The organism is Curtobacterium sp. MCPF17_018 (assembly GCF_003234135.1).
In the GTDB taxonomy this organism is placed as follows: domain Bacteria; phylum Actinomycetota; class Actinomycetes; order Actinomycetales; family Microbacteriaceae; genus Curtobacterium; species Curtobacterium flaccumfaciens.
The window spans coordinates 147,853-163,756 of the sequence record NZ_QKSJ01000003.1 but is presented as its reverse complement, the minus strand read 5'-3'; the positions used below and the strand labels follow the sequence as shown (position 1 = coordinate 163,756).

Annotated in this window: 13 protein-coding genes; 12 read left to right on the top strand and 1 reads right to left on the bottom strand. The window is 71.2% G+C overall.

The window, feature by feature from the left end:
• Positions 1–2: 2 nt before the first annotated feature.
• The 9 genes from argS to prmC all read left to right on the top strand — a co-directional run bounded on the left by argS (position 3) and on the right by prmC (position 12,095).
• Complete coding sequence (gene argS, locus DEJ27_RS05165) at positions 3–1,673, top strand: arginine--tRNA ligase (RefSeq protein WP_110859019.1); 1,671 nt, start codon at positions 3–5, stop codon at positions 1,671–1,673.
• Between the two features lie 142 nt (positions 1,674–1,815).
• On the top strand, positions 1,816–2,571 hold the full coding sequence (locus DEJ27_RS05160) for an LmeA family phospholipid-binding protein (RefSeq protein ID WP_110859018.1): 756 nt from the start codon (positions 1,816–1,818) through the stop codon (positions 2,569–2,571).
• Between the two features lie 58 nt (positions 2,572–2,629).
• Complete coding sequence (gene lysA / locus DEJ27_RS05155; protein ID WP_110859017.1) at positions 2,630–4,051, top strand: diaminopimelate decarboxylase; 1,422 nt, start codon at positions 2,630–2,632, stop codon at positions 4,049–4,051.
• 65 nt (positions 4,052–4,116) lie between these two features.
• Complete coding sequence (locus tag DEJ27_RS05150; RefSeq protein WP_027465790.1) at positions 4,117–5,424, top strand: homoserine dehydrogenase; 1,308 nt, start codon at positions 4,117–4,119, stop codon at positions 5,422–5,424.
• 87 nt (positions 5,425–5,511) lie between these two features.
• Positions 5,512–6,591, top strand: a complete 1,080-nt coding sequence (thrC, locus tag DEJ27_RS05145) for a threonine synthase (RefSeq protein WP_027465789.1) — start codon at positions 5,512–5,514, stop codon at positions 6,589–6,591.
• 77 nt (positions 6,592–6,668) lie between these two features.
• Positions 6,669–7,607, top strand: a complete 939-nt coding sequence (gene thrB, locus DEJ27_RS05140) for a homoserine kinase (protein ID WP_110859147.1) — start codon at positions 6,669–6,671, stop codon at positions 7,605–7,607.
• A gap of 179 nt (positions 7,608–7,786) precedes the next feature.
• Entirely contained in the window at positions 7,787–10,108 is a 2,322-nt protein-coding gene (gene rho, locus DEJ27_RS05135; RefSeq protein ID WP_110859016.1) for a transcription termination factor Rho, read from the top strand.
• A gap of 3 nt (positions 10,109–10,111) precedes the next feature.
• The gene (gene prfA, locus DEJ27_RS05130) at positions 10,112–11,194 is read left to right on the top strand and encodes a peptide chain release factor 1 (RefSeq protein WP_110859015.1); all 1,083 of its coding nucleotides are present in this window, start codon (positions 10,112–10,114) and stop codon (positions 11,192–11,194) included.
• A 25-nt stretch (positions 11,195–11,219) separates the two neighbouring features.
• Positions 11,220–12,095 (top strand): peptide chain release factor N(5)-glutamine methyltransferase, encoded by an 876-nt coding sequence (prmC, locus tag DEJ27_RS05125; RefSeq protein ID WP_110859146.1) that lies wholly within the window; start codon positions 11,220–11,222, stop codon positions 12,093–12,095.
• Positions 12,096–12,749: 654 nt separating this feature from the next.
• Here prmC and DEJ27_RS05120 read toward each other — a convergent pair.
• Positions 12,750–13,403, bottom strand: a complete 654-nt coding sequence (locus DEJ27_RS05120; protein ID WP_181419980.1) for an HAD family phosphatase — start codon at positions 13,401–13,403, stop codon at positions 12,750–12,752.
• Positions 13,404–13,440: 37 nt separating this feature from the next.
• Here DEJ27_RS05120 and DEJ27_RS05115 point away from each other — a divergent pair, with 37 nt between their 5' ends.
• The 3 genes from DEJ27_RS05115 to DEJ27_RS05105 are packed head-to-tail and all read left to right on the top strand — an operon-like array spanning position 13,441 to position 15,826.
• Positions 13,441–14,115, top strand: coding sequence for an L-threonylcarbamoyladenylate synthase (locus tag DEJ27_RS05115; protein WP_110859013.1), 675 nt, complete (start codon positions 13,441–13,443; stop codon positions 14,113–14,115).
• Entirely contained in the window at positions 14,112–15,338 is a 1,227-nt protein-coding gene (locus DEJ27_RS05110) for an MraY family glycosyltransferase (protein WP_027465783.1), read from the top strand. Before DEJ27_RS05115 ends, DEJ27_RS05110 begins: the two co-directional genes overlap by 4 nt.
• Positions 15,335–15,826: a hypothetical protein gene (locus DEJ27_RS05105; protein WP_258369795.1), complete on the top strand. Its 492-nt coding sequence runs from the start codon at positions 15,335–15,337 to the stop codon at positions 15,824–15,826. Before DEJ27_RS05110 ends, DEJ27_RS05105 begins: the two co-directional genes overlap by 4 nt.
• Positions 15,827–15,904 lie beyond the last annotated feature (78 nt).

Sequence of the window (15,904 nt, the reverse complement as noted above, 5' to 3'; positions counted from 1 at the left end):
TCGTGACTCCTGCCGAACTCTCCGCCGCGTACCTGTCGATCCTGACCGGGATCGTCGAGCGCCGAGGTGCGTCCGAGACCGTGACGATCGAGGAGTCCCACGTGGTGCTCGAGCGTCCGAAGAACCGCGCCCACGGCGACTGGGCCTCGAACGCCGCCATGCAGCTCGCGAAGCGGCTCGGCACGAACCCGCGCGAGCTCGCGACCGAGATCGCCGGCGAGCTGACCGAGCTCGACGGCGTGGACTCGGTCGACGTCGCCGGCCCCGGCTTCATCAACATCACGCTCGAGGCGGCTGCCGCGGGTGAGATCGCCCGCACCATCGTGGACGGCGGCGAGTCCTTCGGCACCGGCGACCTGTACGACGGCGTCCGGATCAACCTGGAGTTCGTCTCCGCCAACCCCACCGGCCCGATCCACATGGGCGGCGTCCGCTGGGCCGCGGTCGGCGACAGCCTGGCACGCGTGTTCCAGGCGCAGGGCGGACTCGTCACCCGCGAGTACTACTTCAACGACCACGGCGCGCAGATCGACCGGTTCGCCCGCTCCCTCGTGGCCAGCGCACTCGGTGAGCCCACGCCCGAGGACGGCTACGGCGGCGCCTACATCGCCGAGATCGCGGCACGGGTCATCGCGACCCTCGAGCCGGGCGTCGACGTCCGCGACCTGCCGCGCGACGAGGCGCAGGAGCTCTTCCGTCGCGAGGGCGTCGACTTCATGTTCGCCGACATCAAGTCGTCGCTGCACGACTTCGGCGTCGACTTCGACGTCTACTTCCACGAGAACGCCCTGCACGAGTCGAAGGCCGTCGAGCGTGCCATCGCCCGCCTGCGGTCGGCCGGCGTGATGTACGAGGCCGAGGGTGCCGAGTGGCTCCGCACGACCGACTTCGGCGACGACCGCGACCGCGTCGTCATCAAGTCGGACGGCGAGCCCGCGTACATCGCCGGCGACCTGGCGTACTACCTCGACAAGCGCGAGCGCGGGTTCGAGCGGAACCTGATCATGCTCGGCGCCGACCACCACGGCTACGTCGGCCGGATGATGGCGATGTGCGCCGCGTTCGGGGACGAGCCGGGCAAGAACCTCGAGATCCTGATCGGGCAGATGGTCAACCTGCTCAAGGACGGCGAGCCGATGCGCATGTCGAAGCGCAACGGCACCATCGTCACGATGGAGGACCTCGTCGACGCTGTCGGTGTCGACGCCGGCCGGTACGCCCTGGTCCGGTTCGCCAGCGACACCGCGATCGACATCGACCTCGACCTGCTCACGAAGCGCACGAACGACAACCCCGTCTTCTACGTGCAGTACGCCCACGCCCGCACGCAGTCGGTGGCCCGGAACGCCGCGGCGGCCGGGGTCGACCGGTCGGTGTTCGACGCCTCGCTGCTGACCCACGAGTCCGAGAGCGCCCTCCTCGGAGCCCTCGCCGAGTACCCGCGGGTCGTCCGGCACGCCGCCGAGCTGCGCGAGCCGCACCGCATCGCCCGGTACATCGAGCAGCTCGCCGGCCTGTACCACCGCTGGTACGACTCCTGCCGTGTCACGCCCCTCGGCGACGAGCCCGTGACCGACCTGCACCGCACGCGCCTGTGGTTGAACGACGCCACCGGGCAGGTCGTCCGCAACGGTCTCGGCCTGCTCGGCGTGTCGGCTCCGTCCCGCATGTAGCGGTCGCCCCGTCCGCAAGACACCGGTGTTCGCGCACCGGACACCCGCATTCCGCGGTGTCGAGCGCGAACACCGGTGTTTTGCGTCCGGCCCGCAGCCGGGCCGCAGCTGCGCCGCAGACCGGACTGGCAGGGTGGGACGCATGCCCGCAGCCACCGAACGTCCCACCACGCGCCGCCGCTGGCCCGTCGTCCTGCTCGTGGTCGTCGTCGTGCTCGCCGCCCTCGTCGTGATCGCCGAGTTCGTGCTGCGCGGCGTCGTCGACCGGATCATCGCCCAGCAGGTCGAGCAGTCGCTGCCGGACGGCACGACCGGCGAGGTCGACGCCCACGCCGAGGGCATCGTCATCCCGCAGCTCATCAACGGCACGCTCGACCGCGTCGAGATCTCCTCGGCGAAGCTCACGGTCGACGGCATCCCGCTCGCCGCCGACGTCACCGCGCAGGACGTCCCCGTGGACGGCGAGGGCGACGTCCGCGACGTGGACGGCACGGTCACCCTGGCGTCGTCGAGCGTCAAGGACCTGGCGAAGTACAGCCCGCTGTTCGACCGACTGAACCTGGTCGACGGCGGCGTCGAACTGACGGGGTCGTCGTCGGTGCTCGGCTACGACATCACCTACGCGGCGAAGGGCGCCGTCGTCGCGCAGGACGACGGCCGCGGCATCACCATCACCCCGGAGAGCGTCCGGATCACGAACTCCGACCTCGGCCTCAAGGTCGACTCGATCCCGGGCGTCACCGGCGTCCCGGTACAGGTCTGCACCGCGCAGTTCCTGCCCGAGGCGCTGCGGGTGCGCTCACTCGACGTGTCGAGGTCGGACGCCACGGTCCGGATCACCGCGGATGCGCTGCCGCTCAACGAGGACGGCCTGCGGACCGTCGGCAGCTGCGGCTGAGCGGACGGGTGCGTAACGCGGCCTGGAGGATCGGCTCGCGTCGGTAGGATCGGGTCCCGTGAGCGAGAACCCCCTTGCACCGCCGCGGCTGCGGTTCCCGACGGACGCCTCCGAACTGGTGGACCGCATCTGGCCCGCGTCCGCGACGCGGACCGACGACGGCACCCTGGCGATCGGCGGCATCAGCGCGACCGACCTGGTCGCGCAGTTCGGCACGCCCCTGTACGTCGTCGATGAGCGTGACGTCCAGTCGCGCGCCGTCCGCGTGCGGAACGCGTTCGCCGAGGCGTTCGAGCGCATCGGCAGCCACGCGCACGTCTACTACGCCGGCAAGGCCTTCCTGACGACGCAGGTCGTCGCGTGGATGGCCGAGGCCGACCTGCGCGTCGACGTCTGCACCGCCGGCGAGCTCGCGGTCGCCCTGGCCGGCGGCATCGACCCCGGCCGGCTCGGCTTCCACGGCAACGACAAGTCCGACGCCGAGATCGCTCGCGCGGTCGAGGTCGGCATCGGCACGATCGTGCTCGACAGCCACGAAGAGGTGCAGCGCGTCGCCCGTGCCGCTGCCGACGCCGGGGTCGTGCAGCGTGTCCGCATCCGGATCAACACCGGCGTGCACGCGTCCACCCACGAGTACCTGGCGACCGCTCGTGAGGACCAGAAGTTCGGCATCCCGCTGTCCGAGGCCGTCGAGGCCGCGGCAGCCGTCCGCGCCGAGCCCTCGCTCGCCTTCGTCGGGCTGCACTCGCACATCGGTTCGCAGATCTTCGACGACGCCGGCTTCCGCGAGGCCGCACGCCGGCTCATGGACGTGCACGCGACGCTCGTGGCCTCCGGTCCGGTGCCCGAGCTGAACCTCGGCGGCGGCTGGGGCATCGACTACACCGAGGCCGACTCGGCCTTCGCCCCCGAGGACGTCGCCGACGCACTGGCCACGATCATCGGCGAGGCCTGCACCGAGCGCGGCATCCCGGTGCCGGACATCGCCGTCGAGCCGGGCCGCTACATCATCGGCCCGCCCGGGGTGACGCTCTACCGCGTCGGCACGATCAAGCCCGTCACGCTCGAGACCGACGACGGCGGCAGCGCGACCCGCACGTACGTCTCGGTCGACGGCGGGATGAGCGACAACATCCGTCCCGCCCTGTACGGCGCCGACTACACGGCCCGGCTCGCCCGCACCTCCGACGCCCCCGCGGTGCTGAGCCGCGTCGTCGGCAAGCACTGCGAGAGCGGCGACGTCGTGGTGAACGACGAGTACCTGCCCGGCGACGTGCAGCGCGGCGACCTGCTGGCCGTCGCGGCCACGGGTGCCTACTGCTGGGCGCTGTCGAGCAACTACAACCACGTGGGCCGCCCGCCGGTCGTCGCCGTCGCGGACGGTGCAGCCCGTATCCTCGTGCGGGGCGAGACGATCGACGACCTCCTCGCCCGTGACACCGGGGTCACCGCCGTGCCCGCCGACGGCACCGGCCGCTGACCTCCGACCCGACCGGGTCCGCCCACCCCGCAGGGCGCGCCCCCACCGACAGGAACCGCTACCAGATGATCGAATACCGCAACGTCCGTGTCGCGCTGCTCGGGGCCGGCTCGGTCGGTTCCCAGGTCGCGCGACTGCTCCTCGAGCACGGCGACGAGCTGGCCTCGCGCGCCGGTGCCGGGCTGGAGCTCGTCGGGATCGCCGTGCGCGACGTGGACGCCCAGCGCGACGTCGACCTGCCGGCGGAGCTCTTCACCACGGACGCTGCATCGCTCATCCTCGGCGCGGACATCGTCGTCGAGCTCATCGGCGGCATCGAGCCGGCGCGCACCCTCGTGCTCCAGGCCCTGCAGTCGGGCGCGGACGTCGTCACCGGCAACAAGGCGCTGCTCGCGACCCACGGCCCGGAGCTCTTCGCCGCGGCCGAGCAGGTCGGCGCGCAGCTCTACTACGAGGCCGCCGTGGCCGGGGCGATCCCGATCATCCGTCCGCTGCACGACTCGCTCGCCGGTGACCGCATCGTCCGGATCATGGGCATCGTCAACGGCACCACGAACTTCATCCTCGACCTGATGGACCGCAAGGGATCCACGTTCGAGGACGCCCTGGCCACCGCGACGGAGCTCGGGTACGCCGAGGCCGACCCGACCGCAGACGTCGAGGGCTACGACGCCGCGCAGAAGGCCGCGATCCTGGCCTCGCTGGCGTTCCACACCTCGGTGCCGCTCGCCGCCGTGCACCGCGAGGGCATCACCCACGTCACGATCGACCAGGTCCGCGCCGCCCGCAAGGCCGGCTACGTCGTGAAGATCCTGGCGACCGCCGAGCGTCTGACCGACGAGGACGGCCGCGAGGGCGTCAGCGCCCGCGTCTACCCGGCCCTCGTGCCCGAGTCGCACCCGCTCGCGAGCGTGCACGGTGCGAAGAACGCCGTGTTCGTCGAGGCCGAGGCCGCCGGCGACCTGATGTTCTACGGCGCGGGTGCCGGTGGCGTCGAGACGGCCTCGGCGGTCCTCGGCGACCTGGTCTCCGCGGCCCGTCGGCACGTCATCGGCGGTCCGGGGGTCGCCGAGTCGACGCAGTCCGAGCTGCCGGTGTTCCCGATCGGCACCGTCCGCACGAGCTACCAGATCACCCTGCACGTCACGGACGCCCCCGGCGTGCTGTCGACGGTCGCCGGCGTGCTCGCGAAGCACGGCGTCAGCGTCGAGACGGTCGAGCAGACCACCACCGGCGCAGCCGAGGGGACCGCGACGCTCGTCATCGGCACCCACCTGGCGCGTGAGGCCGACCTGGCGGACACCGTCGTCGCCCTCCGCGGCGAGGACGTCGTCCTGGACGTCACCAGCGTCCTGCGCGTCGTCGGTCGCTGACGCGACCACGGGCCTCCAGACCGACCAGCAGGCTCACCGAGCCGAACCACCACCAGATCCACCCCACCGGACAGAGAGAGAAGCCTGATGGCCCACCAGTGGCAGGGAGTCCTGCGCGAGTACGCCGACCGACTCGACGTGACCGAGGCGACGCCCATCGTCACGCTCGGAGAGGGCGGCACGCCGCTCATCCCGGCTCGTCGGCTCTCCGAGCGCACCGGCGCCGAGGTCTACGTGAAGTTCGAGGGCATGAACCCGACGGGTTCGTTCAAGGACCGCGGCATGACGATGGCGATCTCGAAGGCCGTCGAGCACGGCGCGAAGGCCGTCATCTGCGCGTCGACCGGCAACACCAGCGCCTCGGCCGCCGCGTACGCCACGCACGCCGGCATCACCGCTGCGGTGCTCGTGCCCGAGGGCAAGATCGCCATGGGCAAGCTCAGCCAGGCCGTCGCCCACGACGCCCAGCTGCTGCAGGTGCAGGGCAACTTCGACGACTGCCTCGACATCGCCCGCGACCTGGCGGCGAACTACCCGGTGCACCTCGTGAACTCCGTCAACAACGACCGCATCGAGGGGCAGAAGACCGCCGCGTTCGAGGTCGTCGACGTCCTCGGTGACGCACCGGACTTCCACTTCCTGCCCGTCGGCAACGCGGGCAACTACACCGCGTACTCGCGCGGCTACCGCGAGGACGTCGCCGCCGGCCGCAGCACCAAGCTGCCCCGCATGTTCGGGTTCCAGGCCGCCGGTTCCGCCCCGATCGTGCACGGCGAGGTCGTCCGGCACCCCGACACCATCGCGTCGGCGATCCGCATCGGCAACCCGGCCTCGTGGCAGTTCGCGCTCGAGGCGCAGCAGGAGACCGACGGCTACTTCGGTGCCATCACCGACGAGGCCATCCTCGCGGCACACCGCATCCTGTCGGCCGAGGTCGGCGTCTTCGTCGAGCCCGCGTCGGCCATCGGTGTCGCCGGGCTGCTCGAGCGTGCCGACGCCGGCGTCGTGCCGAAGGGCGCGAAGGTCGTCATCACGGTCACGGGCCACGGCCTGAAGGACCCGCAGTGGGCCCTCCGCACGCCGGACGGCGGCGAGGTCACCCCGACGAGCGTGCCGGTCGACACGAAGTCGATCGCCGACGTGCTCGGTCTGGTCAGCGAGCAGTGATCTCCGACCGCTCGTCCGGACCGGGGGAGGGCGTCACCGCCCGCAGCGCTGTACCGGCCGGACGGGCGGTCCGTGCGCTGCCGACCGGATCGGCGGTCCGCGTCCGGGTGCCGGCCACGTCGGCGAACCTCGGCCCCGGCTTCGACTCGCTCGGCCTCGCGCTCTCGCTCTACGACGAGGTCGTCGTGCGCGTGCGTCCCGAGCCCGGCGCGACCGTCACGGTCGAGGGCGTCGGTGCCGGTGAGGTCGCCACGGACGACACGAACCTCGTCGTCCGTGCGGTCCGTCGTGGCCTGGAGCACGCCGGTGTCGACCAGCCCGGTCTCGAGCTGCACGCCACGAACGCGATCCCGCACGGCCGCGGCCTCGGTTCGTCCGCCGCGGCGATCGTCGCCGGGCTCATGGCTGCCCGCGGACTGCTCGAGGGCATCGTCGACCTCGACGCCTCGACGCTCCTGACCCTGGCCACCGAGATGGAAGGCCACCCGGACAACGTCGCGCCGGCGCTCTTCGGCGGCCTGACGATCGCGTGGATGACCGCCGAGGGTCCGGCCTACAAGCGGCTCCTGGTGCACCGCGGTGTCGCCCCGGTGGTGTTCGTGCCGACCTCGACGCTCTCGACCAAGCTCGCGCGCTCCCTGCAGCCCGAGCAGGTCCCGCACGCCGACGCCGCGTTCAACGTCTCCCGCTCGGCGCTGCTCGTCGCGGCGCTCATCCAGAGCCCCGAGCTGCTGCTCGCCGCGACCGAGGACCGTCTGCACCAGGCGTACCGCGCCAGCGCCATGCCCGAGACCGACGCCCTGATCCGGTTGCTCCGGCAGCACGGCCTCGCCGCGGTGGTCTCCGGCGCCGGGCCGAGCCTGCTCGTCCTCGGCAGCGACCCGGCACAGCGCCTGACCGCCGCCGAACTGGTGCAGCGACACGCCGAATCCGACTGGCGGCCGCTCATGCTGGCCGTCGATCTCGGTGGTGCTACAGTGGCAGCGCACTCGGCGCTCGAAGCCGAACCCGCGTAACCGCACGGATCGCTCGTCCTCAGGACAGCTCCTGCGACGTCGCAGGGTCCGGTGCGCGAGTGTGCATCTCTTTCTGATCACCGAATCCCGATCCGTCGTCTGAACGGCGGTCGATGCTCACCTGCATCCGGGACGGTGGAAACTCTCCGCGTTCTGCGGTTCGAAAGGAAACACCGACCTTGACCGACAACAACTCCGCCCAGGTGGAGATCCCCAGCGACCTGCGTGCCCTCCGTCTCCCGGAGCTCCAGCGCATCGCCTCCTCGCTCGGCATCACCGGGCTCTCCAAGCTCCGCAAGGGCGACCTGATCGCCTCCATCGAGGACAAGCGTCCCGTCGACGAGACGCCCGCCGCCCCGGCCGCCGCCGTCGCCGAGACCCCCGCCGAGCCGGCCGCCACCGAGCAGCCGACCCCGCCGGAGCCCGCCGAGACCCCCGCGCAGCCCGCTGCCGAGGCACCCGTCGCCGACCCCGAGGCACCCGCCGAGTCGGCAGCCCCGATCCGTGCCCGTCGTTCGCGCCGCGCGTCGTCCGGTGGCACCGTGAACGCCGCGCCGACCTCGGCCGCCGAGCACACCAACCACGGCCAGACCGGCACCGAGGACCTCCTCGCCGGGCTCGACCAGGTCCGCGCCGAGAAGGACGCCCAGGAGGCCGCGCAGTCCGGCTCCCAGCGCCGTGGCCGTGGCCAGCGGAACGCCGAGCAGCGTGGCACCGAGCAGCGCGGCACCGAGCAGCGCGGCACCGACCAGGGCCAGCAGGCATCGGCCGAGGCCGAGCAGCCGAGCCAGGCGGGCCAGCAGGCCCCGACGTCCGCGGTGCAGGCCGACCAGGACCAGAACGAGTCCGGCGACCAGAACGACCAGGGCGACCAGAACTCCGAGCAGGGCGAGGGCGGCTCGCGTCGCGGTCGTCGCAGCCGTGGTCGCGGTCGTGGCCGTGGGCAGAACGCCGAGAACGGCGAGCAGCAGAACGGCGCCGACCAGCAGAACGGCGGCCAGAACGGCGGCCAGAACGCCGGCCAGCAGAAGCAGAACGGCGCCGACCAGCCGAAGCAGAACGGCGGCGAGCAGCAGAACGGCCAGCAGAACGGCCAGCAGAACGGCGGCCAGAAGCAGAACGACCAGCCGAAGCAGGCCGAGGCCAAGCAGGACGACAAGGCCGACCAGAAGCAGCAGCAGAACGCCGGTCAGCAGAAGCAGCAGACCAGCGGTCAGCAGAAGCAGCAGCAGCAACAGCACGCCGACGAGGCCGAGAGCGGCCGCAGCCGTCGCCAGCGCGACCGCAAGCGCGGCCGTGGCGGCCAGAACGACGACTTCGAGCCCGAGGTCACCGAGGACGACGTCCTGATCCCGATCGCGGGCATCCTCGACGTCCTCGACAACTACGCGTTCGTCCGCACCACCGGTTACCTGCCGGGCCCGAGCGACGTCTACGTCTCCCTCGGCCAGGTGAAGAAGTACCACCTGCGCAAGGGCGACGCCGTCGTCGGTTCGATCAAGCAGCCGCGTGATGGCGAGCAGCAGAGCCGCCAGAAGTACAACGCGCTCGTCGCCGTCGAGTCGATCAACGGCCAGTCCGCCGACGAGGCCGCGGCCCGCGTCGACTTCAACGACCTCACCCCGCTGTACCCGAACGAGCGCCTGCGCCTCGAGACGGAGCCGGGCAAGCTGTCGACCCGCATCATCGACCTCGTGTCGCCGATCGGCAAGGGCCAGCGCGGTCTCATCGTGTCCCCGCCGAAGGCCGGCAAGACCGTCGTGCTGCAGGCCATCGCGAACGCCGTCGCCAAGAACAACCCCGAGGCGCACCTGATGGTCGTCCTCGTCGACGAGCGGCCCGAAGAGGTCACCGACATGCAGCGCACGGTGAAGGGCGAGGTCATCGCCTCGACCTTCGACCGTCCCGCCGAGGACCACACCACCGTCGCCGAGCTCGCCATCGAGCGTGCGAAGCGCCTGGTGGAGCTGGGCCACGACGTCGTGCTGCTGCTCGACTCGATCACCCGCCTGGGCCGTGCGTACAACCTGTCGACCCCGCCGTCGGGCCGCGTGCTCTCCGGTGGCGTCGACTCGGCGGCGCTGTACCCGCCGAAGCGCTTCTTTGGTGCCGCGCGCAACATCGAGGACGGCGGCTCGCTGACCATCCTCGCGACCGCGCTCGTCGAGACCGGCTCCAAGATGGACGAGGTCATCTTCGAGGAGTTCAAGGGCACCGGCAACATGGAGCTCCGCCTGAACCGTCACCTCGCCGACAAGCGGATCTTCCCCGCCGTCGACGTAAACGCCTCGGGCACCCGTCGCGAGGAGCAGCTGCTCTCCGCCGACGAGGTCAAGATCACCTGGCGTCTGCGCCGGGCCCTCGCCGGGCTCGACCCGCAGCAGGCCCTCGAGATCGTGCTGCGGAACCTCAAGGAGACGCAGTCGAACGTCGAGTTCCTGGTGCAGGTGCAGAAGTCGGTCCCCACGACCGGCGCCCACCACAACGGTCACCAGGAGTAACGCGTGTTCGAGTCGGTGGCAGGGCTGCTGGCGGAACACGAGGACCTGACGCAGCAGCTGTCGGACCCCGCGCTCCACGCCGATGCGGCCCGGGCGAAGAAGGTGAACCGGCGGTACGCCGAGCTCAACCAGATCAAGTCCGCGTACGAGGCCTGGCAGGCGGCGGGGGACGACCTCGCCGCCGCCCAGGAACTCGCGCGCGAGGACTCGGCGTTCGCGGACGAGGTCCCCGGGCTCGAGGAGCAGCTGTCGGAACGCCAGGAGCGTCTCCGCCGGCTGCTGATCCCGCGTGACCCCGACGACGGCCGTGACGTGATCATGGAGATCAAGGGCGGGGAAGGCGGCGAGGAATCGGCGCTGTTCGCGGCCGATCTGCTGCGCATGTACTCGCACTACGCCGAGACCAAGGGCTGGAAGGTCGAGCTCCTCGAGCGCACCGAGTCCGACCTGGGTGGCTACAAGGACGTCCAGGTCGCGATCAAGTCGAACACGACCGATCCGTCCCAGGGCGTCTGGGCCCACCTGAAGTACGAGGGCGGTGTGCACCGCGTCCAGCGTGTGCCGCAGACCGAGTCGCAGGGGCGCATCCACACCTCGACCACCGGCGTGCTGGTGTTCCCCGAGGTGGACGAGCCCGAAGAGGTCCAGATCAACCAGAACGACCTCAAGATCGACGTTTACCGGTCCTCCGGCCCGGGCGGACAGTCCGTCAACACGACGGACTCCGCGGTCCGCATCACCCACCTGCCCACGGGCATCACGGTGGCGATGCAGAACGAGAAGTCGCAGCTGCAGAACCGCGAGGCCGGCATGCGGGTGCTCCGCGCACGCATCCTCGCGCGCCAGCAGGAGGAGCTCGACGCGATCGCTTCGGACGCGCGAAAGTCGCAGATCCGCGGGATGGACCGTTCGGAGCGCATCCGCACGTACAACTTCCCGGAGAACCGGATCGCGGACCACCGCACCGGCTACAAGGCGTACGACCTCGACCGTGTGATGAACGGTGCCCTCGAGCCCGTCATCCAGTCCGCCATCCAGGCGGACGAAGAGGCACGTCTGGCCGCCATCGGCGACCAGGACGCGTAACCGCACACCCAGCCTGGAGGCCCGGATCACCGCCGACACGCCCCTCACGTACGCCGCGGATCGCCTGCTCGAGCAGGCGACCGCGGCGCTCGTCGCCGTCGGCGTCCCCACGCCCCGGGTCGACGCCGAGCTGCTGCTCGCGTGGGCGACCGACACCTCGCGCGGTGCCGTCCAGGCCCGTGCGCTCATCGGTGGCGGCATCGCGCCGGAGCACGTCGAGCGCTTCCGGCACGCCGTCGCCCGCCGGGCCACCCGTGAGCCGCTCCAGCACATCACCGGGCATGCGTACTTCCGCGCGCTCACCCTGGCCGTCGGACCGGGCGTGTTCGTACCCCGTCCGGAGACCGAGGGCGTCGTGCAGTTCGGCATCGACGCGCTGCGGGCGACCGCGTTCCCCGAGCCGATCGCCGTGGACCTGGGCTCCGGCAGCGGTGCGATCGCGATCGCGATGGACACCGAGGTGCCGAACGCCGTGGTCTACGCCGTCGAGCGGTCAGCAGAGGCCCTGCCCTGGACCCGGCGCAACGTCGACGCCCATGGCGGGACGGTCCGACTCGTCGAGGGCGACCTCGCCGACGCACTGCCGGAACTCGACGGCACGGTGTCCGTCGTCGTGTCGAACCCGCCGTACGTGCCGGACGACGCGATCCCGATCGACCCCGAGGTCCGCGACCACGACCCGGCGATGGCGCTCTACGGCGGGCCGGACGGCCTCGACGCCGTCCGGGCACTCGCCGAGACCGCCTGGCGGTTGCTGGTGCCCGGGGGAGTCCTGGTCGTCGAGCACGCCGAGCCGCAGGGCACCGGCGTCCGGCAGGTCCTGGCGCGCCGGGGGTTCCGCAGCCCGGAGACGCACGTCGACCTGACGGGGCGCGACCGCACGACCACCGCGACGCGCTGAGCGTGGGGGCGGGCCTCCCGTCGCTCGCCTGCGCGTGCGTGTGCCGGGTGGATCCGCGCGTACCTGGTGGGATCGGGCGTACCGGGTGGATCCGGGCGTACCTGGTGGGATCGGGCGTACCGGGCTGTTCGGGATGACCAGGTATGCCCGTTCTTGCTTTCCAGGGCGACCGCGATGGGAAGGAGCGGGCCTGGCGGGCGTGGGGCGGGCCTCCCGTCGCTCGGCCGCGCGTGCGTGTGCCGGGTGGATCCGGGCGTACCTGGCGGGATCGGGCGTACCGGGCTGTTCGGGATGACCAGGTGTGCCCGTTCTTGCTTTCCAGCGCGACCGCGATGGGAAGGAGCGGGCGTGGCGGGCTACGCGACGGGCCTCCCGTCGCTCGGCCGTGCGTGCGTGTGCCGGGGGGATCCGGGCGTACCGGGCTGTTCGGAATGACCAGGTGTGCCCGTTCTTGCTTTCCAGCGCGACCGCGCTGGGAAGGAACGGGCGTGGCGGGCGCGGGGCGGGCCTCCCGTCGCTCGCCCGCGCGTGCATGTGCCGGGTGGATCCGGGCGTACCTGGTGGGATCGGGCGTACCGGGTCGTACGGGATGACCAGGTGTGCCCGTTCTTGCTTTCCAGCGCGACCGCGATGGGAAGGAACGGGCGTGGCGGGCTACGCGACGGGGGAGGCCTCGCGCTGCTGTGCCGCGACGAAGGCGCGGACGTGCTCGCGCAGGTCGGTGTCGTGCTCGACCAGGACCGCGTGGATGCCGACGCTCCGGGCACCCGCGACGTTCTCGGGCATGTCGTCGGCGAAGAACGTGCGCTCCGCGGGGACCCCGTGGTGCGCGACCGCACGCTGGAAGACCTCGGGCTCGGGCTTCCGGGCACCGAAGTTGCTCGACGTGTCCAGGTGCTCGCCGAAGACCTCGGGCAGGGACGGTGCCCACTCGTGGATCCAGCGGCCGGCGAGCGGACCGTTGTTCGTGAGCAGCCCGACACGCCCGTGCTCGCTCGCGATCCGGACCGCCTCGATGCGTTCCGGCAGCTCGGTCATGGCCGCGCCGCGGATCCGGGCCCATTCGGCCTCGGGGACGTCGCACTCCATCGCACGCTCGAACGCGGCCAGGTACTCGTCGCCGTCGGCGAACCCACCGGCCTCGGCACGCATCTCGTGGCCGCAGTCCCACCAGCGGCGACGGAGCTCCTGGAACTCGTGTCCGGTGAACTCGGAGAGTGCGGCCATGCGCACCTGCCAGTCGTACCGGACCAGGACGTCGTCCATGTCGAAGAGGAACAGGAGCGGGGGTGCGGGCGTCTCGTTCACGATGTCCACCATTCTGTCGCACTATCATCGTCGAGTCATGGCATCCCGATACGACTGCACCGACTCCGACGGGCTCCTGACCGGGATGCGGCTCGCACGTGCCGCCCTCGGACGCGGAGAGCTCGTCGTGGTCCCCACCGACACCGTCTACGGCCTCGCCGCGGACGCCTTCAGCGCGACGGCCGTGCAGCGGCTGCTCGACGCGAAGGGCCGCACGCGGCAGTCGCCGCCGCCCGTGCTCATCCCCGGTCCGCCCACGCTCGACGCCCTCGCCAGCGAGGTCCCGCAGCCGGTGCGCGACCTGGTGGCCGAGTTCTGGCCGGGCGGGCTGACCGTCATCCTGCACGCACAGCCGTCGCTCGACTGGGACCTCGGCGAGACGCGTGGCACGGTCGCGCTGCGGATGCCGGACTCGCGGATCGCCCTCGAGCTGTTGCAGGAGGTCGGGCCCCTTGCGGTCTCGTCCGCGAACTCCACGGGCGACCCGGCCGCGATGGACGTCGACGACGCCGAGCGCATGCTCGGTGACAGCGTCGCGATCTACCTGGACGGCGGACCCGTCGAGGTGCACGACGGCTTCGAGGCCAGCACCGGGTCGACCATCGTCGACGCCACCGGGCTGTCGGACGGCGGCAAGCTCCGCATCGTCCGGCACGGGGTGATCCCCGACGAGGAGATCATCCGGGTCGTCGGAGCCGACCTCGTCACATGAAGTACTACCTGCTCGCCGGGGCCATCGCCGCGGTCGTGAGCTTCGTGATGAGCCTGATCGTCTGGAAGCTCGGGCTGAAGTACAAGTGGTACCCGCAGGTCCGCGAGCGGGACGTGCACCGCACCCCGACGCCGCGGCTCGGCGGCATCGCGATGTACATCGGCGTCATCGTCTCGCTGCTCGCGGCCTGGTTCCTGTTCCCGTCGATAGCGGGGACCGACTACTTCCGGCTCGTGTTCTCCGAACCCGGCCGCGTGCTCGCGGTGCTCGGGGGAGCGACCATCATCGTGGTCCTCGGCGTCGCGGACGACATCTGGGACCTCGACTGGATGACGAAGCTCGCCGGGCAGATCATCGCGGCGGGCATCCTCGCCTGGCAGGGCGTCGCGATCGTCTCGCTGCCCATCGGCAACACGCTGGGCGTCGGCTCGTCGTACATGAGCCTGATCTTCACCGTGCTGGCGGTGGTGCTCGTGATGAACGCGGTGAACTTCATCGACGGGCTCGACGGCCTGGTGGCCGGCGTCGCGATCATCGCCGGCGGGGTCTTCTTCCTCTACACGTTCTTCATCAACCGCGTGGTCGTGCAGACCGAGTTCTTCTTCAACCTGCCGTCGCTGCTCACCGCGGTGCTCGTCGGGGCCTGCTTCGGCTTCCTCATCCTGAACTGGCACCCCGCCAAGCTCTTCATGGGTGACGCCGGCGCGCTGCTCGTCGGGTTCCTGATGGCCACGAGCGCGGTGTCGGTCACGGGCAACATCGACCCGGCGGCGGTGCAGACACGCCAGGCGCTGCTGCCGGCGTTCATCCCGATCCTGCTGCCGTTCGCGATCCTGATCGTGCCGATCCTGGACTTCGGTCTCGCGGTCACCCGACGGCTCAGCGCGGGCAAGTCGCCGTTCTCGGCCGACCGGAAGCACCTGCACCACCGCCTGCTCGACATGGGGCACTCGCACTTCCACGCGGTGCTGATCTTCTACGCGTGGACCGCGACCGTCGCCTTCGGGTGCCTGCTGTTCCTCTTCGTGGACTGGTACTGGGTCGTCGTCTTCGTGTCCGTCGGCTTCACCGTCTGCGCCGTCGCGACGTTCGCGCCGCTCGGCCGGAAACGCACCGAGATCGCCGCCCAGACCGCCAACCGTTCCGCCGCCGTGGTGGACGCCAGCCTCGACCCGCTCGACCGGGCCGCCAACGACCGCACGATCCCTGGAGACATCACGTGACCGCACCGAACGCGCTCGACCACGTCCGGCCGGTGTTCCGCCGCATCATCACCTGGGGAGCGGTCCTCGCCGTCGCCCTCGCGGTGGTCGGCGGGCTCATCGGGTTCCTCGTCGCGGACGGCCCCGGACTGGTCGGGGGACTGCTCGGCGCGGTGCTGAGCGTCGTGTTCCTCGGGCTCACCGCGGTCAGTGTCCTCGTCGCGCTGCGCGTCTCGAAGGGCCAGATGATCTCCGGTGCCTTCTTCGGCATCGTGATGGGGACCTGGCTGCTCAAGTTCATCGTCTTCATCGTGCTGCTGGTCCTGCTCAAGGACCGCGACTGGGTCGACTTCCCGGTGCTGGCGATCGTGATCATCGCGGGGGTCGTCGGCTCCCTGGTGATCGACGTCGTCGCCGTCGCGAAGGCCCGCATCCCGATCGGCGTCCGGCTGCCAGGAGACGGCCTCGACGACTCCGCGGACCCTGGGAACCCGGCCCCCCGCATCTGAGAAGCCGGGAAGCCTCTCGCACCTGATAGGCTTCTCGGAGTCCGCTACCGGAGCCTTTCGCTCGGGGCGGGCGAGCCT

Excerpts from the sequence above, each read along its gene's own strand:
- DEJ27_RS05160 (WP_110859018.1), top strand. The coding sequence starts at position 1,816 with ATGCCCGCAGCCACCGAACGTCCCACCACGCGCCGCCGCTGGCCCGTC.
- DEJ27_RS05150 (WP_027465790.1), top strand. The coding sequence starts at position 4,117 with ATGATCGAATACCGCAACGTCCGTGTCGCGCTGCTCGGGGCCGGCTCG.
- thrC (WP_027465789.1), top strand. The coding sequence starts at position 5,512 with ATGGCCCACCAGTGGCAGGGAGTCCTGCGCGAGTACGCCGACCGACTC.
- DEJ27_RS05115 (WP_110859013.1), top strand. The coding sequence starts at position 13,441 with ATGGCATCCCGATACGACTGCACCGACTCCGACGGGCTCCTGACCGGG.
- DEJ27_RS05110 (WP_027465783.1), top strand. The coding sequence starts at position 14,112 with ATGAAGTACTACCTGCTCGCCGGGGCCATCGCCGCGGTCGTGAGCTTC.